This window comes from Bacillus cihuensis (genome assembly GCF_000504145.1).
GTDB classification, from domain to species: Bacteria; Bacillota; Bacilli; order Bacillales; family DSM-1321; genus Peribacillus; species Peribacillus huizhouensis.
In genome coordinates, this window is record NZ_KI632499.1 from 34,841 (window position 1) to 55,839 (window position 20,999).

Sequence of the window (20,999 nt, forward strand, 5' to 3'; positions counted from 1 at the left end):
CTGATTGTTAGTTGGACCGATCGGGCTTATACCCATCTTTGCTTCTTTGATTCCTCGAAGCCTTAAGGTAGGGGGAATGCCCGTTAATGTGGGATAAATAAGTAAAGCAACTTTGTATAAAGGAGGCCAAAATATGAATGAGACATTTCAAGATCGGATACCGCCACAAAATGTCGAAGCGGAACAGGCTGTTTTGGGGGCCATATTTTTGGAGCCTTCGTCATTAACGGTTTCTTCGGAGATTTTAATACCTGAAGATTTTTATCGATCTTCACATCAAAAAGTATTTAACGCCATGCTCAAGCTTAATGATATGGGAAAGGCTGTCGATTTAGTGACAGTTACAGAAGAGCTAGCAGCTGTAAAGATCTTAGAAGAGGTCGGAGGCGTTTCTTATTTAAGTGAATTGGCAGCGTCTGTCCCTACTGCAGCCAATGTTGAATACTACGCGAAAATTGTGGAAGAAAAATCATTATTGAGAAGATTAATTCGTACGGCAACCAATATTGCTCAAGAAGGATACAGCCGAGAAGATGAAGTTGAAAGTCTGTTAGGCGAGGCTGAGAAGAGTATTATGGAGGTCGCTCAGAGAAAAAATTCAGGTGCCTTCCAAAACATTAAAGATGTGCTTGTCAGAGCATATGATAATATTGAAGAACTGACCAATCGTAAAGGAGATGTTACAGGTATTCCGACAGGGTTTGATGAGCTTGATCGGATGACTGCTGGGTTTCAGCGTAACGATTTAATTATTGTTGCAGCTCGTCCATCGGTTGGTAAGACTGCATTTGCTTTGAATATCGCTCAGAATGTAGCAACGAAAACAGAAGAAAATGTTGCGATCTTCAGTTTGGAGATGGGTGCTGAACAGCTCGTAATGCGTATGCTCTGTGCCGAAGGAAATATCAATGCCCAGAATTTACGTACAGGAGCACTAACAGATGAAGATTGGCGTAAGCTGACAATGGCGATGGGGAGCTTATCCAATGCTGGAATCTATATCGATGATACACCTGGTGTCCGGATTGGTGAAATCCGCTCGAAGTGCCGACGTCTTAAACAAGAGAATGGCCTTGGGATGATCATGATTGATTATCTTCAATTAATTCAAGGAAATGGTCGCTCAGGTGAGAACCGTCAACAAGAAGTATCTGAAATTTCTCGTTCCCTCAAGTCACTTGCTCGTGAGCTTCAGGTACCAGTTATTGCACTTTCCCAGCTCTCACGTGGAGTTGAACAACGCCAAGACAAGCGACCGATGATGTCTGATATTCGGGAATCAGGAAGTATTGAGCAGGATGCTGATATTGTCGCTTTCCTATACCGAGATGACTATTATGACAAAGAATCGGAAAACAAAAATATCATTGAAATTATCATTGCTAAACAGCGTAATGGTCCAGTAGGGACCGTCTCTCTTGCTTTTGTGAAGGAATACAATAAGTTCGTAAATCTAGAAAGGCGTTTTGATGATGCCGGCATGCCTCCAGGGGCATAGGGATGGTTTATAAGATTGCGGTTATGTACTTTATATTATGTATTTGTGTTCATCGCTATTCTGCACTGTACGAAATAGTTGTGAAATAGCCTCTATCATTTTTCTTGAAAATTGTATAATTAAACAATTAATGAGAAAAATAAGATGATATTCTTGAGATAATACGAATGATAATTGATAAATGTTGATTAATGTTCGCGTTATAATTGACTGTGGTATCAGCTTACTGTTAAAATAGGTTTGTTGAATAAGAGAACGGTGTATAATTCAGGAATACGTGAACCTACGGAGGTGCTTTTCTAATATGTCATCAGTGGTAGTAGTTGGAACGCAATGGGGCGACGAAGGAAAAGGAAAAATCACAGACTTTCTATCTCAAAATGCAGAAGCCATCGCTCGATATCAGGGTGGGAATAATGCAGGCCATACGATCAAATTTAATGGTCAAACGTATAAACTTCACTTAATTCCTTCGGGGATTTTCTATAGTGAAAAAATTTGTGTAATTGGCAATGGGATGGTTGTGGACCCAAAAGCACTTGTAGCAGAATTAGCATACTTGCATGATCACGGAGTTACAACAGATAATCTACGTATTTCTAACCGTGCTCATGTCATTCTTCCTTATCATTTGAGATTAGACGAAGTGGAAGAAGAGCGCAAAGGTGCGAATAAAATTGGTACAACGAAAAAAGGCATCGGCCCTGCTTATATGGACAAAGCAGCAAGGATTGGAATCCGTATGGCAGATTTACTTGACAGAGAAGTGTTTGAAGAAAAACTTATTTCTAATCTTGAGGAAAAAAACCGTATGCTTGAGCGTTTTTATGAAACAGAAGGCTTCAAACTAGAAGATATATTTGAGGAGTATTATGAATATGGTCAACAAATTAAGCAATATGTTTGCGATACTTCCGTAGTCCTGAATGATGCGTTAGATGAAGGAAAACGCGTATTATTTGAAGGTGCGCAAGGGGTAATGCTTGATATAGACCAAGGAACTTACCCGTTCGTTACTTCATCAAACCCGGTAGCGGGAGGAGTAACAATCGGGTCAGGTGTTGGACCAACAAAAATCAACCATGTGGTTGGAGTATGTAAAGCTTATACAAGCCGTGTGGGAGATGGCCCTTTCCCAACTGAATTGGATAATGAAATCGGTCACCAAATTCGGGAAGTAGGCCGTGAATACGGAACAACAACAGGTAGGCCGCGCCGTGTAGGTTGGTTTGACTCAGTAGTCGTCCGTCACGCTCGGCGTGTCAGTGGCATTACCGATCTTTCACTTAATTCAATTGATGTATTGTCAGGGATTGAAACAGTAAAAATCTGTATAGCCTACAAATATAAAGACCAGATCATTCATGAATTTCCAGCTAGCCTGAAAATGATTGGGGAATGTGAGCCTGTTTATGAAGAACTACCAGGTTGGCCTGAAGACATCACAGGCTGCAGATCCTTGGATGAACTCCCACTAAATGCTCGACATTATGTAGAACGTATTTCTCAACTAACGGGTATTCCGTTAACTACTTTCTCGGTAGGTCCTGACCGGACGCAAACCAATATTGTTAGAAGCCCATGGCGGTTAGAATAGTCTCCTAAAGGGGTTGTTCCATAACAAAAGGGTCAGTTCTCACATATTCTTTACATCGTTTATATTTGACTGTGTATAGAGTGCGAGGCGGATCCTTTGGACAATCCTTTTTTTGTTTGGCTCTGTTAAACTTGCCTGTTGATTGAAACGTACGGCGCTCGCTTCCCGCAGGAGTCACACGCCTTCTGCTCCAATCAACATAGTGCCACAATCAACAATGAGCTTTAATATAGCCTTTTGTTTAATCAGCTTGATACTAATGTTTTAATTATGATATGTAATACGTTAAGGGTCTTTTTTTAAAAAATAAACGTTTTATTTTAAAATACTATTGCGTTAACTAGTGTAACTATGATAATATCAAAAGCGTCGTCATAAATGAGTTAAATTTTACGAGCCATTAGCTCAGTTGGTAGAGCATCTGACTTTTAATCAGAGGGTCGCAGGTTCGAATCCTGCATGGCTCACCATTTATAAATATGGCCCCTTGGTCAAGCGGTTAAGACACCGCCCTTTCACGGCGGTAACACGGGTTCGAATCCCGTAGGGGTCATCAGCAACATTGAAGTAAATTACATTGCTGACACATTTGTAAGTCTTAAAAAAGTACGCTTAATATTTAATATGGTCCCGTGGTGTAGCGGTTAACATGCCTGCCTGTCACGCAGGAGATCGCGGGTTCGATTCCCGTCGGGACCGCCACTTCATTTACTTTTTTTGAAAATAAGAAATGGAGATATACATAGAGTTTAGACATTGAATTTAGTATGGCTCAGTAGCTCAGTCGGTAGAGCAACGAGCATAATCATCATTGAATTGACTCCGAGTTGTAACCAACGAGTTGCATCTTGATTGAACCTTCTGAGTTGGGGGACAAAGGACAAGCGGTCTCTTATTTAGGAAGTAAATTTTATATGGCTCAGTAGCTCAGTCGGTAGAGCAAAGGACTGAAAATCCTTGTGTCGGCGGTTCGATTCCGTCCTGAGCCACTTCATAACACTCCTTATGGAGTGTTTTTTTGCGTCTTTTTTTTATCGTTTAATGGGCTGTATCCCTTCAACTCAATTATTGTTTAGAGAATCTGAAGAGAATAGGTGGCGTGGGTGAAAAAACCTGCTGATACAAGTTCTACTTTATGAACTTGTATCAACTCATTTTATCCTTTTGTAACACTATGTCAGAAATTATACATTTGTATTACATTACTGCGTCTATGTCATGTTTCTTTTTTTATTATGGTAGAGTAATTGAAAATGAATCTAGTCCAATTTTTCCCGGTTTAGCAGGCCATAATACCCTTACCTCAATTTTTTGAGAGAATCACGAAATAGATAGGTGAGGGATAAACAGCCTGTAAATCCCCGATTGGTGCAACTAACCCTCAGTGGAGATAAACAAACCCCCGCTGAGGGAAGTTTCACTTTATCTAGATTTATCTCTTAAATTTTTGGCTATGTTAAAACCTTGTTGTTGATTTTGGCACTATGTTGATTGGAGCGGTAAGCGAACGCCTTTCGTTGCAATCAACAGGCAAGTTTAACTGAGCTAATTTTTAATGAATTAAGTTGCGTGGCAATAGGGAGGATAAAGGGTATGTTAAGTAGGAAAGATGTATGTTCCGCTTTATTATTAATGGCTAATATCATTCTTATTGTGATGACCATTATTCCAAAAGGTTCAGTAGCTGCTATAGATGCGGATGAGACATTCCTGATTAATCAAGAATATAGGCATAATGAAGTCGGCAGTAATATGGAAAATTTCTTATACAAGAATCAATTAATAGAGGAGCAAATAGTTAGTACCGACAAGGTAAGCGATAAGGTCATATGGGGAATAAACAATCAATTCGAAGGCAAAGAGGAAGCGTATGCATATGTTATCGGTGGAGAAGTGATTGCGTATTTGTCTTCAAAAAAAGAGGCTGAGGAAGTAACGAAGAATATCATGCTTCAGTATATGTCAGAAGAGGAGTTTTATGGCCCCAAGGGTTTTTTAGAAAAGGGAAAAATCATGAATGTTCAGTTATCTGAGCCTATTACGTATGAATATAATTCCGTTCATCCAGATCAATTACACTCAGTTGAAGAAACTTTAACAATCATTAAAGAAGGAAAATTAATCTTAACAGATTATATGGTTGAAAATGAGAAAAGTTTGCAGGAGATAGCTGATACGAATCATCCAACAATTGAAGAAATGCTACAATTAAACTCTCATTTATCAACAGATGATGTGCTGAAAAAGGGAGATGTCGTGGTCATTTCTAAGATTATACCTTATATTCAAGTAGCAGTTGAGAGAGTACTTCCTCAGGAATTTGATATCCCATTCGAGACTAAGGTTAAAGAAAATGAAACCTTGTTTACAAGTAGAACCAAATCGGAACAAGATGGTAGAATTGGCAGTGGAGTTGAGTATCAAGAAATTAATTCTGGAAACATAACCAAAAATGCTGTGAATGAGCAGATTAATAAAAGAACAAACGAAGTCCCATCCCAGGGTACAGGTTCTTTTATCTGGCCTGCAGATGGCGGTTATATTTCTAGTGAACAAGGCCGCCGTTGGGGGAAAATGCATAAAGGTGTTGATATTGCCGAATCAACTACAAGAACGATCTATGCAGCTGATCAAGGGACTGTGGTTGAAGCTGGGATATCAGGTGGTTATGGTAATAAAATTAGAATAGATCATAATAATGGGTACGAAACAATTTATGCCCATCTTGAATCAATTGATGTGAAGATTGGTGATATCGTTTACGGAGGCTCAGAAATTGGTATTATGGGTTCGACAGGCCAATCAAATGGTGAACATCTACATTTTGAGATTTGGAAAAATGGTCGTCTTGTGAACCCGTTAGAATTTATCACGCATTAACAGGCAGAAAGCAGAGGTATTAGTGACACTAGAACGAGACGAACCATCAGCGGGGGATGAAGAAAACCCTGCTGATTGATAAGTGAAGGGCTGTCAGTCTTAAAGAAGTGCTTTATTAAACAGTAAATCAATACTTTCACTTTTTACAAGTCTTCGGATTAGGTTCGAAGATTTTTTATGTAGAAAAGAATGCTAATGTCTGGTAAATAAGGGGTGATAGTAGGAATAGGATGATTTCAGCATCACAAAATGATAAAGTAGAGTAGAGAGAAATTTAATAGATTCCTTCAAAATAGAATGAATTTAAATTAATTGTTTATTAAAGATACATGTAAATATTGTGCGTGATGATTTGTAGATAAAGGGGATATGTTTATGGAAAAGAAAATTCTTGTTGTGGATGATGAAAAACCAATTGCAGACATTCTTCAATTTAACTTAAAAAAAGAGGGATTTGAAGTTTATTGTGCATATGACGGTAATGAAGCTCTTACAATGGTAGAAGATCTTCAGCCTGATTTAATCTTATTAGATATTATGTTACCTCAGCGAGATGGCATGGAAGTTTGCCGAGAAGTACGTAAGAAATATGAAACACCCATCATCATGCTTACAGCAAAGGACTCGGAAATCGATAAAGTATTAGGGCTGGAGTTAGGGGCAGATGACTATGTGACGAAGCCCTTTAGTACACGGGAGATTATTGCCCGAGTGAAGGCAAATTTAAGACGCCAGCAATCAACTCCGGTTTCAAATACTGAAGAACAATCGAAAGAGATTTCGGTTGGTACACTTATTATTCACCCAGATGCTTATGTAGTTTCCAAACGCGGTGATACGATTGAATTAACACATCGTGAATTTGAATTGCTACATTACTTAGCAAAACATATTGGTCAAGTGATGACGCGTGAGCATTTGTTACAGACGGTATGGGGATATGATTATTTTGGCGATGTGCGTACTGTCGATGTTACGGTTAGACGTCTACGTGAAAAAATTGAAGATAACCCAAGCCACCCAGGTTGGATTGTAACAAGAAGAGGGGTAGGCTATTACCTTCGTAACCCTGAACAGGAGTAAGATCATGAAAAAGGTTGGTTTACTCCGTTCGATTCATGTGAAATTTGTAGTGATTTATCTGCTACTCATTTTTGTTGCTATGCAAATTATTGGTGTTTATTTTATTGGAAAATTAGAAGATAATCTTGTGAATAATTTTCAGAAATCTATCCGTGGGCATGTGAATCTTCTAACGTATAGTATAAGTGAGGAAATGGTTAAGGAAAGAGACGGTGATGACCCGACACTTAAAGATGCAATTAACACAATCTTAAAAGATCGCGACAAATCCTCAAATAATATAACTGAAGTTCAAGTTATAGATCTCCGTAGTCGACGTGTGCTTGGGTCATCTGATCCTGGAAATCAGACCATTGTTGGCAAGAAAACAACAGAGGACATCATTAAACGGACGCTTGTCTTAGGAGCAGTGGATCAGGAGGTACGTGTTGATCAGAAAACAAATAGGCGTGTCTGGGTTTTAGCTGTACCAGTAGACTATAATGAAAAGGTTATTGGTGCAGTTTTTGTTATTGCTGATATGGAGAATGTTTTTGATCAATTAGATGAAATCAATCATATTTTCATCACCGGGACAGCTATTGCATTAAGCATCACTGCATTATTAGGTGTTTGGTTAGCAAAAACAATTACGAGACCGATGACTGATATGCGTAAACAAGCTATTGCTATGTCAAAAGGGAATTTTTCAAGAAAAGTTAAAGTATATGGCGATGATGAAATTGGCCAGTTGGCTGTTACATTTAATAATTTAACGAAAAGGCTACAGGAATCCCAATCAAGTACGGAAGGTGAACGGAGAAAATTATCTTCCATTCTTTCCTATATGACAGATGGTGTCATATCGACGGATCGCCGTGGGCGAGTCATTTTGATTAATGAGCCTGCTGCAAAGTTATTGGATGTTTCACGTGAAACAGTATTAAATCAACCCATCATTGAATTATTAGATCTTGGAGAAGACTACACATTTGAGGACTTATTAGAAGAGCGAGATTCTGTCATTTTAGACTATAGTAAGCCAAAACAGCCTTACGTTCTCCGGGCTAATTTTTCTGTTATTCAAAAAGAAACAGGTTTTGTCAATGGTCTTATTACAGTGCTTCATGACATTACTGAGCAGGAAAAGATTGAGGAAGAACGTCGTGAATTCGTGGCAAACGTTTCCCATGAATTGCGAACACCGTTGACGACGATGCGCAGTTATTTGGAAGCATTAGCAGAAGGGGCATGGAAAGATGAAGCTATCGCTCCTTCCTTTCTGAATGTAACACAAAATGAAACAGAGCGTATGATTAGGCTAGTAAATGACCTATTACAGTTATCGAAAATGGACAGCCGGGATTATAAATTAAAAAGTGGCTGGGTAAATTTTAATGATTTCTTTAATCACCTGATTGATCGACTTGAAATGTCGAAAAAAGAGACGATTACATTTAAACGATATATTCCTAAAGAATCATTCTTTGTTGATATTGATGAAGATAAAATAACCCAAGTTCTTTATAATATTATTTCAAACGCGACCAAGTACTCTCCTGAAGGTGGACAGATTACATTTAGGGTTAAAGGAGAAGAAAAGTCCATTATCATTAGTATTAGCGATGAAGGTGTCGGGATTCCGAAGAATAATTTAGAAAAGATTTTTGAGCGGTTTTATCGAGTAGATAAAGCTAGATCCAGGAATCTTGGTGGAACTGGACTTGGCTTGGCGATTGCAAAGGAAATGATTGTCGCACATGGCGGGAAAATCTGGGCTGAGAGTGTGGAAGGAAAAGGGACAACTGTCTATTTCACTCTTCCTTACGAGCTGGAGCAAGAGGATGATTGGTCATGAGTTTTGAGAGAATAAAAAGTATTGTTCTAATGATATTAGTTCTTACGAGTGGTTATTTAACTTGGCAAATTTGGACCTATCAACCAACCTATGAAAATTCAGATCAGAGTGAGTATTTTAAAGTAGCAAGTGATATTAAAACTATCGCAGATGTTGTGAAACCAAAGAGTGTGCTTTTACATGTGGGAGAGCGGCATTATCAATTGAATGGTGAAACGGAAATGAATAATATCCAGCAAGCATTCTCAAAATGGTCGATATACAGCTTGGAAGATATTTCTCATCAAGTGAATGAAGTAGAATTTCTGACATTTATCCATTCAAAATCGAATACAGAAATTAACTTTACTGATCAAATACCATTCAAGCTTTATAAGTCTGTATTTAATGTTGAAATGAATGAAATACCTGAGTTTTCTTTTGATAAAATCATATTTAATTCCTCAAACAGTAATTTGGAAGAAGCGAAGATGTACTTTATTTCAACAGAGAATAGGACAATTATTCAAACGATCGTCAATGGAGAAAGTATTCGTAGATTCTATGGAATGTATTATAAAAATGCTGATGAGTATCCCGAATATGTAAAGTATCAGGTCAATAAGAGAAAGGATATCTATCTTTTAAAAGATCCTCCTTCTATGGATCAGTTTAGTTATCAACTTGGATATATGAATATTAATACCTTCAAGAATGCCTTATTTAGTGATCCGACATCTGTGCGTCATGAGTATGACTCCGATGTTGAAGAATTTACCGATGGGACCAGACTATTGTCTGTTGATCGTGATTCGGCGATGATTAATTTCATCAACCCTTCACAAAAGAAAGAAGCATTTAGTAGTACAAGTGATTTATTGCAGCAAAGCATTAACTCTGTAAATGACCATGCAGGTTGGGACAAAAGGACAGGCGGTAAAAGTCCATTTCGACTTTCTGGGATATCGCAAGAAGAGCAAAGAGTAATCTTCCGTTTATTTGTCAATGGACTTCCGGTATTTAATGAAGAAGGGATGGCTGAAATTGAACTGGTTTGGGGCAATGAGGAAATCTACCAATATCAGCGTCCGTATTTTTATTTGGAATTTGCTTATCCTTATCCTTCAAAATTTAAATTGCTGCCTTCTGGTGAAGAAGTAATAGAGGCTTTGAAAAATGTCAAGAATCTCAACCCTGAAGCGATTGAAGATCTTGAAATTGGTTATCGAATGACCACAATTAATTCGAAATCTGTCAATTTGGTGCCTACTTGGTATTACCGATATGCAGGGACATGGATCATCTTGCCTTTTGAGCATGAAGGGGAGGATCGATAATGGACTGGAATCGAACGAAGACCATATTTATCATGGTATTTCTCATTCTTGATATTTTTCTTTTAGACCAATTTATGGGGAAGAAAAGTGATAATAAGTATGATTACATGGCTCAAGCCTCTATCGATGAGCTCCTAAAGGAAGAAAATATAGAATATACTCCCATGACGAAACAAAAGCAGAAAGAGAACTATTTAGTGGCTAAAACGAAAGTTTTTAAAAAGGACGATCTGAAGTCTTTGAAAGATCAAGATATCACGATTGTAGATGTAGATCGAACGAAAGTAGTAGGCACATTTAAAACGAAAACCAAAATTAGTGAAAAGCTGCAATCAAGTGAAATCGATCTTTTCATGAAAGAAAATATCTATCATGGAGAAGATTATCGCTACTGGACACACGACAAAACAAGCAATTCAATTATTTATTATCAAGCATTTAATAGTAAACTATTTTATAATAATAGTAAGGGTAAGGTTACTCTATTTTTAAATGAAAATAAGGAAATCACTTCTTACGAGCAAACGTATTTAGAAGATATAGAAGAATTTAATGAACCGAAAGAAATGATTCCTCCGATAAAGGCCATTGAAGCTCTCTATTTAAAAGGAGACATTCCGCCTGATAGTAAAATAACCGCGAAACACGGGTATTATAATTCATTACAATCCAATTCTTCCTCTTCGTCGTTTTTGCTAGTACCTACTTGGCGCATCGTTGTAGATGACAAAAAGGATTTGTTCGTAAACGCATTTGATGGGGAAGTAATTGAAATGAATACGGAGGACAAAATATTAATGGAGTGAGAGGTATGAGTATGCATTTTAGTGTTCTCGCAAGCGGGAGTACGGGAAATGCTATTTTCGTCGAGACAGAGGAGCACTCCTTTCTTGTTGATGCCGGTTTGAGCGGCAAGGCGATGGAAGCATTATTCAGTGAAATCGACCGCGATATGTCTAAGCTGTCTGGTATTCTTGTTACGCATGAACATAGCGACCATGTTAAAGGCCTTGGGGTGTTAGCACGTAAATATAAATTACCCATTTATGCGAATATGAATACTTGGAATGCGATGGAAAGAATAATCGGTGAAGTACCGGTTGAGCAAAAGTTTACATTCGAAATGGAACAGATTAAAACATTCGGGAATTTAAATATTGAATCATTTGGTGTATCCCATGATGCTGCTGAACCAATGTTTTATGTGTTCCATCAAGGTGAGAAGAAGCTTGTCATCATTACTGATACAGGCTATGTGAGTGATAGAATGAAAGGCATCATCGAAAATGCCGATATGTACGTGTTTGAAAGCAATCATGATGTATCAATGCTTAGAATGGGTAAATATCCTTGGAGTATTAAGCGGCGAATTTTGAGCGATTTTGGACATGTATCAAACGAGGATGCTGCACTTGCCATGAGTGATGTAGCGGGAAATCGGACGAAACGAATTTATCTCGCGCATTTAAGCCTCGATAACAATATGAAAGACCTCGCACGTATGTCTGTTGAGCAAACGTTGCAAACAAAAGGAATTGTTGTAGGAGAACAATTTTCTCTCTATGATACGGATCCAAAAAAGCCAACTGAATTAGTACTTGTTTAGGAATGAAATGGGAAACTCCTTTCATTCCTTTTTTTGATTAAAAACTATCGTATAAGCTGTACAAGAAATGTTGAAAATGAAAGCAATATGGTAATGAAGGAAAATATTTTTTACCTTTAGTCTTAAATGAGTATAATGGAGGGTATAAACAAAGACTAATATATGCATTTATCTAATCTCTAAAGGAAGAGAGGATTGAACAATTTGGGATACTATGATGATCATATGTATGAAAACAGAAACCAAAAAAGGAAAGGGCGTTCAGGGGGATATTTTTTATCAGCGCTCGCAGGTGTAATTGTCGGAGCATTACTTGTTTTCTTCGTGTTACAAGGTTTTCAAAATTCTAATGTACAGAATCAAAATGGAAAAATGAATGGACTAGGGCAATCTGAACAAATTCAGCAGCAAGTATCAGTTAATGTCACTTCAGCTGTGACAGGTGTGGTTGAAAAGGTTGGTGCAGCGGTTGTAGGAATTACAAATATCCAGCAATCAAAATTTTGGGGAAATCAAGAAAATCGTGAAGCAGGAACGGGATCAGGCGTTGTGTACAAAAAAGAAAATGGAAAAGCATACATAGTAACGAATAATCATGTTATTGAAAATGCAACGGAATTAGAGGTAACGTTAGTGGATGGAACAAAACTTCCAGCAATGTTGAAAGGAAGCGACCCATGGATGGATTTAGCTGTCGTAGAAGTCGATGGTACGAACGTTCCGACGGTTGCTACCTTTGGGACTTCATCTTCTTTAAAACCAGGTGAACCAGTCGTTGCGATTGGAAATCCATTGGGTCTGCAGTTTTCAGGGTCTGTAACACAAGGAATTATTTCAGGACTAGAGCGTACGATTGAAGTGGATATTAATGAAGATGGTCAGGTTGATTGGAATGCAGAGGTTATCCAAACCGATGCAGCCATTAACCCTGGAAATAGCGGCGGTGCTCTCATTAATGTGCAAGGACAAGTTATTGGAATTAACTCAATGAAAATTGCAGAGAGTGCAGTGGAGGGGATTGGTCTTTCTATTCCGATTGATTCAGCAATCCCAATCATTCAAGACCTTGAAAAGTTTGGTGAGGTAAAGCGACCATTTATGGGAGTAAGCCTAGCTTCAGTCGAAGAAATTTCACAATATCATCAACAAAATACATTGAAGCTGCCTCCAAACGTAACAAGTGGTGTAGCTATTACCGGAGTTCAATCTAATTCACCAGCAACAAAGGCTGGTTTAGAGGAATTTGACGTTATTGTTGCATTGGATGGGAAGGAAGTTGCCGATGTCGTTGATTTACGTAAATATTTATATAGCGAAAAGAAAATTGGCGACAAGTTGGAAGTAACCTATTATCGTAACGGTAAACAATTAAAAACAACGATGGATTTGTCAGTAGAACAGCAAATGTAATAAAGAGAAACTTCAATCAGTGTGGGCTTACTGCCCATTCATGCAGGATAAAAAACGAGGGGACCTCATAAGGGTTTGACCTCGCATTCTAAATCAGGTATATAGTGTTTGTACACTCATCCTATACGTATTTAGTTGTTGCGGGCTCTGACACTTTGTTTTTGGGACACCCTCGTTTTTGTTGCGTTTTCTCAGTTTTTTGTTAAGATAGCATGTGGATAAGCGGAAAAGAAGCGATAAGATGAATCCCATGATTAGATTTGTGGATAACTATTTATATAAGCTAACGAGGAAGATAAGCATGTATTTTGTCGATTTAAAGGAGTGAAAAAAATGATTTATTGCTGTAATGATCATGTTGATATGGCACTGGATACAGTGGTAGTAGAGAAAGAAACGTATCCGACCCTAGATGTGGTACCTAGTGAAAAGTTATCAACAATCTGTGAATATTGTCGAAACAAGGCAGTATATATGGTAGGGAACTAATATTCCTATACAAGATGTGGATAGTAAATGTGGATATGTGGATAACTTATGTGGATAACGTGTTTGTAAGCTGTTTGTAAAGTGAGGATAACATGAATATATCAATTATAACTGTAGGGAAGCTAAAAGAAAAATATCTGAAACAAGGCATTGATGAATATATGAAGAGAATGTCTGCCTATGCCAAAATGGAAATTATTGAACTTCCAGATGAAAAAGCGCCAGAAACATTAAGTGAGATTGAAATGCTGCAAATTAAAGAAAAAGAAGGACAAAGAATTCTAGCTAAAGTCAATCCCGATGCACATGTCATTGCCCTTGCAATCGAAGGGAAAATGAAAACTTCTGAGGAACTCGCGGAGACACTAGATAAGCTTGCTACTTATGGAAAAAGTAAAATTACTTTTATAATTGGCGGATCGTTAGGTCTAAGCAAAGAAGTGATGCAACGTGCTGACGAAGCCCTTTCTTTTTCAAAAATGACCTTCCCGCACCAATTAATGAGATTAATCTTGGTCGAGCAAGTTTATCGGGCTTATCGGATCAATCGGGGGGAACCGTATCATAAGTAAATGAGGTTTAAATAGGAATTTAAGAACAGTCTAATTTTAAAAAGATTAGACTGTTTATTTTTTCTAAAATATACTATTAATAGATGTAATGTTTTTTGAGGGGGATATACTAATGGACCTTGATATTATAAGTATTGAAGAATTAAGTTTAGAAGTAGAACGTGAAAAAATATGTATCAAATATGAAGAACAAGATAATCTTGATTTGCAGAAGGTTAGCAAAAGGCTATAAGAGATTTTGTAGTGATTTATAAAAAATTGTTAGGTGATAAATGGATAAAGGAGTAGGGAGTGGTTTAAATGAATCAATTTCTTCAGATGGGAGCAAATGCAGTTTTAAGTTCCCAAAAAGGTAATGTTACTGTTAGCTACGAAATTTCTAATTCGATAGATATTTCCTTAACAGCTTTCCTTTTGACTGATTCAGACAAGGTACAAGGAGATAGCGGGATTATATTTTATAATCAACCAAAGAGCTCTTCTGGTGTAGCTACACTTATACCATCTGAGCAAGTAGGTAATACAAAAGTACATAAAATTAATTTTGATATGAGTAAAGTCCCAGAAGGTATTACTAAAATAGCGATCACTCTTACAGAGGATAATAGCACGGGATTTTCAAATGTAAAGAATTTAAAGGCCGAGATAAGTACCGATAATACGATTATCCAGTTAACCCCATCTAGTTTCACAAATGAAAATGGAATCGTAGTATTAGAATTATATCTAAGGAATGGTCAGACAAAGGCAAGATCAATCTGGCGTGGATTTGATTCTGGGCTTGAAGGGTTATGTAAAAATTACGGAGTTGAGGTTGAAAATGATGAGCAAAACAAGCCTTTTGAACCTAAAACTATTCAAAAACAAACGCCAATAGAACCTGATAAAACTCTAACTGTTTCTGAAAATAAATATAAACAAAACACGTTGTCATCGATAAGCCTTGAAAAGGTAAAGGGGAAGATAAGTCTCGACAAAGGTCAAAAGCCAGTTATCATTGATAAAACACCAGAAATTACTGCTACGGTATCTTGGGAGACTGGGACAGATTATGATATATATGCCTTAGTCTATACAAAGGATGGAAAACAGATAGATGTAGCTATGTTTGGGGCGAAAGGAACACCTCCCCTCAGAAGTTTTGGCAACGGGGCAGTGGAACATATGGGGGATATTAGGGGAAATAGTCTTTCAACTAAGACAGAAGTAATCAAATTAAGATTAAATAATGACATTCTTGCAGTTGTTCCTGTGGTTTATTCTGCTCAGTCAAATGGAACGGGCTCCTTCTACAGATACAAGGTGTCCATGAGTATAGATAATCATAATGGAACCTCCGTTACCATAGTCGCCAAGAATGCAAATAATAATGATAGAATTTATTCCTGTGTGCCCGGAATCCTTCATAATACGCACGATGGAATTATTATAAGTCCATTAGAGCTTTATAGTACACCGGACTCAGAGCGTAGACCTAAACTTAGGATGGGGTCTTCAAATATGGTAGAAGTTATAATGGATAAAGGACCAATAAATGATTACAAGTAGACTAGAATTATATAAAATTTGAAAAGAAAGTAGCTAGACAGATAGACCTTTGATCGTTATATGTCATGTCTAGCTTCCTTTTTTTATCTGGGAATACTTGACCCAAGTGGAAGTAAAATTATCGGTTTTATCAGCTATAGATTAGGCTTATTCTTTTTTTTCTCTTGAAAGTATTAATTACATCAATAATCAGAATAAGGATTAGTACTGGGTATACAGCTCCTAAATTGAAAAAACTATTTAATAAAGCTTTAAAAAACTCATACTCACATCTGTTTATTTTGCGTTAGAATTAACGAAAAATATCCAGAACTTATTAATAGGAGTAGGTTTCTACTGGGATAGTAACCAGTTTAATAAAAACCTCATATAGATACACTGCGGTGAACCGTATCATAAGTAAATGAGGTTTTATAGTAAAATGATAATCTTAGTAAAGTTATGAGAATTGACTTCATAATGGATATGACTATAAATAGGAAGTATTCATAGTCTAACTCATTAATAAAACCGCTGAGTTTATACTCAGCGGCCTTACTATTATTTTTTAGATCTATCCTTTGATAAGAAGTTATAAATGTTGGATTCGCCTGCCCCGTATAGTGGATCTTTCCCGACTTTGCCAAAATCAATGGAACTTTGTCTGATAGCGGCTGCCACTTGGGAAGGATTATACTCAGGGTGGGCGGCTTTAATGACTCCAGCTATACCAGCGACTTTCGGTGCTGCCATAGAAGTTCCATGTAAATAGGAATAGCCATGCCATTGTCCGTCACTGAATTGTGTAGTTGCATTCCCACCTGCGACCGGATAAGTAGGGTAAGTAGACAATGTTCGATAAGTGTAATCGCGTTTATCTAAATAGTTTCCGGCTGGGTTCTGACGGTATAAACTATCATATAATGGACCATTATCCCCACCAGGACCAGCCACGTCGATGACATTTCCGTAATTAGAGTAGAAGGCAATGCTCTTATTGGCCCATTCATTTGAGGAAGATACAGTAATCACCCCTGGAATTTGGGCTGGAACGACACGAGATGGACCTTTAATGTCTATACCGTAAGTTTGTTTCCAATATGCCTGCATATCATGTAAATCACTCAGGTTTTTTGAGTCATTACCAGCAGACACTACAACAGTAACTCCTTTTTGGATAGCATACTGAATGGCACGGTGATAGGCTACCATTGAAGCAGAATCACCTTTCTCATCTAAGTTTTGAGCCATCCAACTCCAGCCCCCAATTGACATATTTATCACTGCTACTCCATCGTTTGCTGCTGCTACAATGGCATCGGTAATCCATGATTGTTGTGCTCCTCCGGTTGCTCCAAAAACACGGTATGCTCTGACCGATAAATCTGGACCTACACCTTTAACCTTCCCATTAGCTGCAATGGATCCAGCGACATGTGTACCGTGGCCATTTTGGTCCCAAGCATCTTTTGTGCCTGGTACGAAGGTTTTCGAACCCGCGAAATCGACATTTTCCTTCAAATCCGGATGGCTAAAGTCAATTCCTGTATCAATAACTGCTACAACCGTATCATGATTACCTTTATTTAACTTATAAGAATCACCTTCATGTGTTATCCGCTGCATGTCCCATTGTTTATCCCAATAGCTTGCTACGTTTGAATCCAAAGTGACTTTCTGCCCATTTGGGGTACCTGGAGTAAAATTCACGGCGTCATCCGGATCAGTTTCTAAGTATGCTTCAAGTTCTCTTCCAGCTGATTGAATGTTTGTATCTTGTTTCACCTTTGAAAGGAAGGTTGGATCTACTGATGCTACCTGAATAATCCCGATATCAGGTATAACTCTTTCAACAGCCCCACCCGCCTTAGAGATTGTTTCTGAGAAATTACCAGGTATCTTCCCTTTATATGCTAATACATAATGCTCCTTTTCAGGTGCAGCCTTTGTTTTATTTGTTGGGAACCCAACGAGTAAAGAAAATGATAAAGCCGAACAAATAGATAGAATTGCTAGTTTCTTCTTCATTTAATTTCCCCCTTATGGTATGTAAAATATAAACAATATAATTATAAGCTATTAAATCTATTATTCGGAATATTTATCTGAAAATTCCGAATAATAAGACATAATACCTAACTATAGTTTTTCATTATTCAATTTCATAGTAATTATGGAGGCGCTTTTACATACTACTAACAGACTATGAATTTGTTAAATAAAAAAATCTCATTTAGATTAGTTACGGTGAACCGTAACTAATCTAAATGAGGTTTAAAAAGTTAAAACGGAATCGTAGAAAAAGTAATTTATATAAAGAATAGTGACCGATTTATGGTCACTATTCTTTTTTTAATAATGATAAACAATTTAGGGATGTGGGCAGTACTTAGGAAATGTCTGCGAAATCCCGTTTGCTCTAACTCTTACTTGGGTACGAAATAATGTAAGGTTTTTACATAATAAATACCTATAGGGAGGAACGGTAATGAGTGACAAGGGGAAGAATTTTGATTAAGGAACAGAATTTAATAGGAGTTAGAAGACAACTCCAATGAAGATGGATGTGCTGGCCGGTTTACCAATTGTCTCTCTTTCACGTACTTTTAAAGAGAAATATCATGTGTTTATTTTTGTACTCAAAATTCACTTTTGTTGCATCCGATAAATCGGCATGTTATTATTTAGATGTTAAATATTTAGATGTCTAAATATATACAAAAAAAGTAATGTAAATGAGAATACAAGGGAACGTTAGGATTGTAACAGGTAGTGCTTCTGGTAAAGGTAGAACAGCTGTCTTCATAGCAAGCAGTGATTCGGATTATATTACTGGTCAAACAATTATGGTTGATGGTGGAACAAATAAATTACGTTAGGGAGGAAAACACAATGGGACGCTTAGATAATAAGGTTGCAATTATTACTGGTGGAGCTTCAGGTATAGGTGAACGTATGGTTGATCTTTTCAGTCAAGAAGGTGCTATCGTTATCGCTGCAGATATTAACGAGGCAGCATTCGAACATGTAAGCCAAAAAGAAAATGTATATGGAATGAAATTAAATGTTGCTTTAGATGAGGATTGGGAAGTATTAGCCAAGGAAGTGAGCGATCGCTTCGGGAAAATTGATATTCTTGTAAACAACGCTGGGATTTCATCAGAAAAACCATACCAAGATATTGATTTGGATGATTGGCAAAAGATGTTATCTATTAATGGTTATGGTCCATTTGCTGGTATTAAATATGTTGCTCCATATATGGCAGCTCAAAAGGAAGGTTCAATTATTAATATTTCTTCTTATACTGCTCAGATCGGCCAAGGCTTTAATCATTATTCTGCATCAAAAGGGGCAGTTCGTGCGCTATCTAAAGCAGCCGCAACGACCTTTGGCCGTCAGGGAGTACGTGTAAATACTCTTTTCCCTGGTATTATTGAAACACCGATGACTCAATCTCTAAGCACATCAAAAGAGCTTCTTGGGAGTTTAATTCAAGCAACTCCTCTGCAACGTTTAGGTAAACCTGAAGATATTGCAAATGCTGCATTGTTCTTAGCATCAGATGAATCATCTTACATCACTGGTTCAGAATTAGTTATTGACGGAGGGTTTTCTGCTCAATAGAATATTAATATACTGTGAGGGCCCCCTATTGTCTTTAGGGGGCAATTACTATTATAGAAAGCAGGGATATAAATACATGAAAGAGCAAACAATTTTTGAACTAATTCATTCCATGGACCAGGTCACGAACAATTTAATTATTCAGTGGAATAAAATGTTCAAAGAAAGCCTAGGTATCTCTCATATTCTTGTTCTCAGCCACTTAAAGAGGAACGGAAAAAGTCGCCCATCAGATATCGCAAGAGCTTTAGGCTTGACCCCTCCTTCTCTAACTCACTTATCTGAAAAACTCGTACAAAAAAAATTAGCTGTTCGACTTATTGATGATGACGATCGTAGAATTATATACTTAGCGATTACTGACAAGGGAATCGATATGATCAATAAAGCTCACGAAGAAGGAAATACACTGCGTAGAAATCTATTCGAAAAGTTAACAGAGGAGGAAAGACAACATTTATTAAGCATTTATGAGAAACTAAATAATTTTATATAAATGAATAAACCGGTGCATTATTGCTGATTTTTTCCTTGAATAAACAGATATTGAAATCTGACTTTGGATAATAGTAAGAATATATGGAAATCCAAATATAAAAAACTCATTTAGATTTATCACGGCGTATCATAAGTAAATATATGGGGGCATATAAATCTGAGGTTTAATGAAAACAAAAAAAGGAGAATGCTTGATAGACAAAGCGTTCTCCTTTTTTTGTAATGTAAAATAATGTTTATAAGAAACTAGTTGTGTTTATGCGCATCTTTAAATAATAGCTATTTAAAAAGTGGAATTTTTTTCAATACAGCACAAACTGGAATGGCTACACAGATCCCTACAACATTTTGAATGATGTTTCCGGGAATTGAGGCCGCTGGTACAATCCAACTACCAAAAATCACCCTTTCACAAATATAATAACCCGCTAACATAAAAGGAACCGAAATGATTGTAGCGAATAGATTGAAACCAATACTTCTTCCGTTGCGGCCATTCGACCAGGCAATTTTCCCAACTAGATACCCTTGTAATCCGCGAGTTAAAATGGTGAACGGTGCCCACAATGTCCAACCGGAGATTAAGTCAAATAACCCCATCCCAACCGCACCAGCGATGGCGCCTTTTTTAGGCCCAAATAAGATGGATGCGATAAATAGCATAGCTGTTCCAAGATGAACTAAACCTCCATTTGCCGTGATCGGTAGTTTGATATTTAACAAGACTGTGGCAACGAATACGAGTGCAATTAACATGGATGTTAGAATTAAATCAAAAGTGCGTGTGTTTGAATAACTTGTTGTTTTTTGCATGTTCATAAACCTTCCTTATTTTTTCTATATAGGTATCAAGGAATAGTAGCGTCAGGTTGTCGTTTCCTTTGAACCTAAATCGCATACATCTTCAACAGGAGTACCTTTATGATAGTACAAATGGGTTTCTACTATAGAAAGAACATTCTGATAAATCATATGAATCCTTCACCATAGAAACCATTATCGAGAACTAGAAATAATCAGCGAACCCGGTCCCAACTTGTACAAGCGGCTGTATTCGCA

General features: G+C 37.4%; 16 protein-coding genes, 4 tRNA genes and 1 pseudogene. 19 read left to right on the forward strand and 2 right to left on the reverse strand.

Features of this window, described 5'->3' with window-relative positions; translation table 11 throughout:
* Positions 1–133 precede the first annotated feature (133 nt).
* The 16 genes from dnaB to V179_RS0124545 all read left to right on the forward strand — a co-directional run bounded on the left by dnaB (position 134) and on the right by V179_RS0124545 (position 15,836).
* On the forward strand, positions 134–1,498 hold the full coding sequence (gene dnaB / locus V179_RS0124465) for a replicative DNA helicase (protein ID WP_028393803.1): 1,365 nt from the start codon (positions 134–136) through the stop codon (positions 1,496–1,498).
* Positions 1,499–1,802: 304 nt separating this feature from the next.
* A complete protein-coding gene (locus V179_RS0124470; protein ID WP_028393804.1) occupies positions 1,803–3,095 on the forward strand; it encodes an adenylosuccinate synthase in 1,293 nt (430 codons plus the stop codon).
* Positions 3,096–3,489: 394 nt separating this feature from the next.
* Positions 3,490–3,565, forward strand: a tRNA-Lys gene (locus tag V179_RS0124475).
* An 11-nt stretch (positions 3,566–3,576) separates the two neighbouring features.
* A tRNA-Glu gene (locus tag V179_RS0124480) sits at positions 3,577–3,648 on the forward strand.
* Between the two features lie 73 nt (positions 3,649–3,721).
* Positions 3,722–3,797, forward strand: a tRNA-Asp gene (locus V179_RS0124485).
* 214 nt (positions 3,798–4,011) lie between these two features.
* A tRNA-Phe gene (locus tag V179_RS0124490) sits at positions 4,012–4,084 on the forward strand.
* A gap of 604 nt (positions 4,085–4,688) precedes the next feature.
* On the forward strand, positions 4,689–5,975 hold the full coding sequence (locus tag V179_RS28685; protein ID WP_028393805.1) for a peptidoglycan DD-metalloendopeptidase family protein: 1,287 nt from the start codon (positions 4,689–4,691) through the stop codon (positions 5,973–5,975).
* Between the two features lie 375 nt (positions 5,976–6,350).
* The gene (gene yycF / locus V179_RS0124500; RefSeq protein ID WP_028393806.1) at positions 6,351–7,058 is read left to right on the forward strand and encodes a response regulator YycF; all 708 of its coding nucleotides are present in this window, start codon (positions 6,351–6,353) and stop codon (positions 7,056–7,058) included.
* A gap of 4 nt (positions 7,059–7,062) precedes the next feature.
* Positions 7,063–8,895 carry a cell wall metabolism sensor histidine kinase WalK gene (gene walK, locus V179_RS0124505; protein ID WP_028393807.1) on the forward strand — a complete coding sequence of 611 codons (1,833 nt, stop codon included), beginning with the start codon at positions 7,063–7,065 and terminating at the stop codon, positions 8,893–8,895.
* On the forward strand, positions 8,892–10,211 hold the full coding sequence (locus V179_RS0124510) for a YycH family regulatory protein (RefSeq protein WP_028393808.1): 1,320 nt from the start codon (positions 8,892–8,894) through the stop codon (positions 10,209–10,211). The genes walK and V179_RS0124510 overlap by 4 nt, the downstream gene beginning before the upstream one ends.
* A complete protein-coding gene (locus V179_RS0124515; RefSeq protein WP_028393809.1) occupies positions 10,211–11,017 on the forward strand; it encodes a two-component system regulatory protein YycI in 807 nt (268 codons plus the stop codon). The genes V179_RS0124510 and V179_RS0124515 overlap by 1 nt, the downstream gene beginning before the upstream one ends.
* A gap of 5 nt (positions 11,018–11,022) precedes the next feature.
* Complete coding sequence (locus V179_RS0124520) at positions 11,023–11,817, forward strand: MBL fold metallo-hydrolase (RefSeq protein ID WP_028393810.1); 795 nt, start codon at positions 11,023–11,025, stop codon at positions 11,815–11,817.
* A 204-nt stretch (positions 11,818–12,021) separates the two neighbouring features.
* The gene (locus V179_RS0124525) at positions 12,022–13,227 is read left to right on the forward strand and encodes a S1C family serine protease (protein WP_028393811.1); all 1,206 of its coding nucleotides are present in this window, start codon (positions 12,022–12,024) and stop codon (positions 13,225–13,227) included.
* Positions 13,228–13,560: 333 nt separating this feature from the next.
* Positions 13,561–13,716: a CxxH/CxxC protein gene (locus tag V179_RS30335; protein WP_084552486.1), complete on the forward strand. Its 156-nt coding sequence runs from the start codon at positions 13,561–13,563 to the stop codon at positions 13,714–13,716.
* A gap of 92 nt (positions 13,717–13,808) precedes the next feature.
* Positions 13,809–14,288, forward strand: coding sequence for a 23S rRNA (pseudouridine(1915)-N(3))-methyltransferase RlmH (gene rlmH / locus V179_RS0124535; RefSeq protein WP_028393812.1), 480 nt, complete (start codon positions 13,809–13,811; stop codon positions 14,286–14,288).
* A 300-nt stretch (positions 14,289–14,588) separates the two neighbouring features.
* Positions 14,589–15,836 carry a TerD family protein gene (locus tag V179_RS0124545; protein ID WP_028393813.1) on the forward strand — a complete coding sequence of 416 codons (1,248 nt, stop codon included), beginning with the start codon at positions 14,589–14,591 and terminating at the stop codon, positions 15,834–15,836.
* Between the two features lie 540 nt (positions 15,837–16,376).
* Here V179_RS0124545 and V179_RS0124550 read toward each other — a convergent pair.
* Positions 16,377–17,843, reverse strand: coding sequence for a S8 family serine peptidase (locus tag V179_RS0124550; RefSeq protein WP_028393814.1), 1,467 nt, complete (start codon positions 17,841–17,843; stop codon positions 16,377–16,379).
* Between the two features lie 758 nt (positions 17,844–18,601).
* Here V179_RS0124550 and V179_RS30855 point away from each other — a divergent pair.
* From V179_RS30855 to V179_RS0124565, 3 genes and pseudogenes are all read left to right on the forward strand, one after another.
* Positions 18,602–18,694 (forward strand): annotated as a pseudogene (locus V179_RS30855) (SDR family oxidoreductase); the annotation flags it as partial.
* 13 nt (positions 18,695–18,707) lie between these two features.
* Positions 18,708–19,442: an SDR family NAD(P)-dependent oxidoreductase gene (locus tag V179_RS0124560; RefSeq protein ID WP_028393815.1), complete on the forward strand. Its 735-nt coding sequence runs from the start codon at positions 18,708–18,710 to the stop codon at positions 19,440–19,442.
* Between the two features lie 76 nt (positions 19,443–19,518).
* Positions 19,519–19,938, forward strand: a complete 420-nt coding sequence (locus V179_RS0124565; RefSeq protein ID WP_028393816.1) for a MarR family winged helix-turn-helix transcriptional regulator — start codon at positions 19,519–19,521, stop codon at positions 19,936–19,938.
* Between the two features lie 281 nt (positions 19,939–20,219).
* Here V179_RS0124565 and V179_RS0124570 read toward each other — a convergent pair whose 3' ends face one another.
* The gene (locus V179_RS0124570; RefSeq protein WP_028393817.1) at positions 20,220–20,753 is read right to left on the reverse strand and encodes an ECF transporter S component; all 534 of its coding nucleotides are present in this window, start codon (positions 20,751–20,753) and stop codon (positions 20,220–20,222) included.
* Positions 20,754–20,999 lie beyond the last annotated feature (246 nt).

Bases quoted from the DNA above. Each gene is read 5' to 3' on its own strand.
- dnaB (WP_028393803.1), top strand. From the start codon at position 134: ATGAATGAGACATTTCAAGATCGGATACCGCCACAAAATGTCGAAGCG.
- V179_RS0124470 (WP_028393804.1), top strand. From the start codon at position 1,803: ATGTCATCAGTGGTAGTAGTTGGAACGCAATGGGGCGACGAAGGAAAA.
- V179_RS28685 (WP_028393805.1), top strand. From the start codon at position 4,689: ATGTTAAGTAGGAAAGATGTATGTTCCGCTTTATTATTAATGGCTAAT.
- yycF (WP_028393806.1), top strand. From the start codon at position 6,351: ATGGAAAAGAAAATTCTTGTTGTGGATGATGAAAAACCAATTGCAGAC.
- walK (WP_028393807.1), top strand. From the start codon at position 7,063: ATGAAAAAGGTTGGTTTACTCCGTTCGATTCATGTGAAATTTGTAGTG.
- V179_RS0124510 (WP_028393808.1), top strand. From the start codon at position 8,892: ATGAGTTTTGAGAGAATAAAAAGTATTGTTCTAATGATATTAGTTCTT.
- V179_RS0124515 (WP_028393809.1), top strand. From the start codon at position 10,211: ATGGACTGGAATCGAACGAAGACCATATTTATCATGGTATTTCTCATT.
- V179_RS0124520 (WP_028393810.1), top strand. From the start codon at position 11,023: ATGAGTATGCATTTTAGTGTTCTCGCAAGCGGGAGTACGGGAAATGCT.
- V179_RS30335 (WP_084552486.1), top strand. From the start codon at position 13,561: ATGATTTATTGCTGTAATGATCATGTTGATATGGCACTGGATACAGTG.
- rlmH (WP_028393812.1), top strand. From the start codon at position 13,809: ATGAATATATCAATTATAACTGTAGGGAAGCTAAAAGAAAAATATCTG.
- V179_RS0124545 (WP_028393813.1), top strand. From the start codon at position 14,589: ATGAATCAATTTCTTCAGATGGGAGCAAATGCAGTTTTAAGTTCCCAA.
- V179_RS0124550 (WP_028393814.1), bottom strand. From the start codon at position 17,843: ATGAAGAAGAAACTAGCAATTCTATCTATTTGTTCGGCTTTATCATTT.
- V179_RS0124560 (WP_028393815.1), top strand. From the start codon at position 18,708: ATGGGACGCTTAGATAATAAGGTTGCAATTATTACTGGTGGAGCTTCA.
- V179_RS0124565 (WP_028393816.1), top strand. From the start codon at position 19,519: ATGAAAGAGCAAACAATTTTTGAACTAATTCATTCCATGGACCAGGTC.
- V179_RS0124570 (WP_028393817.1), bottom strand. From the start codon at position 20,753: ATGCAAAAAACAACAAGTTATTCAAACACACGCACTTTTGATTTAATT.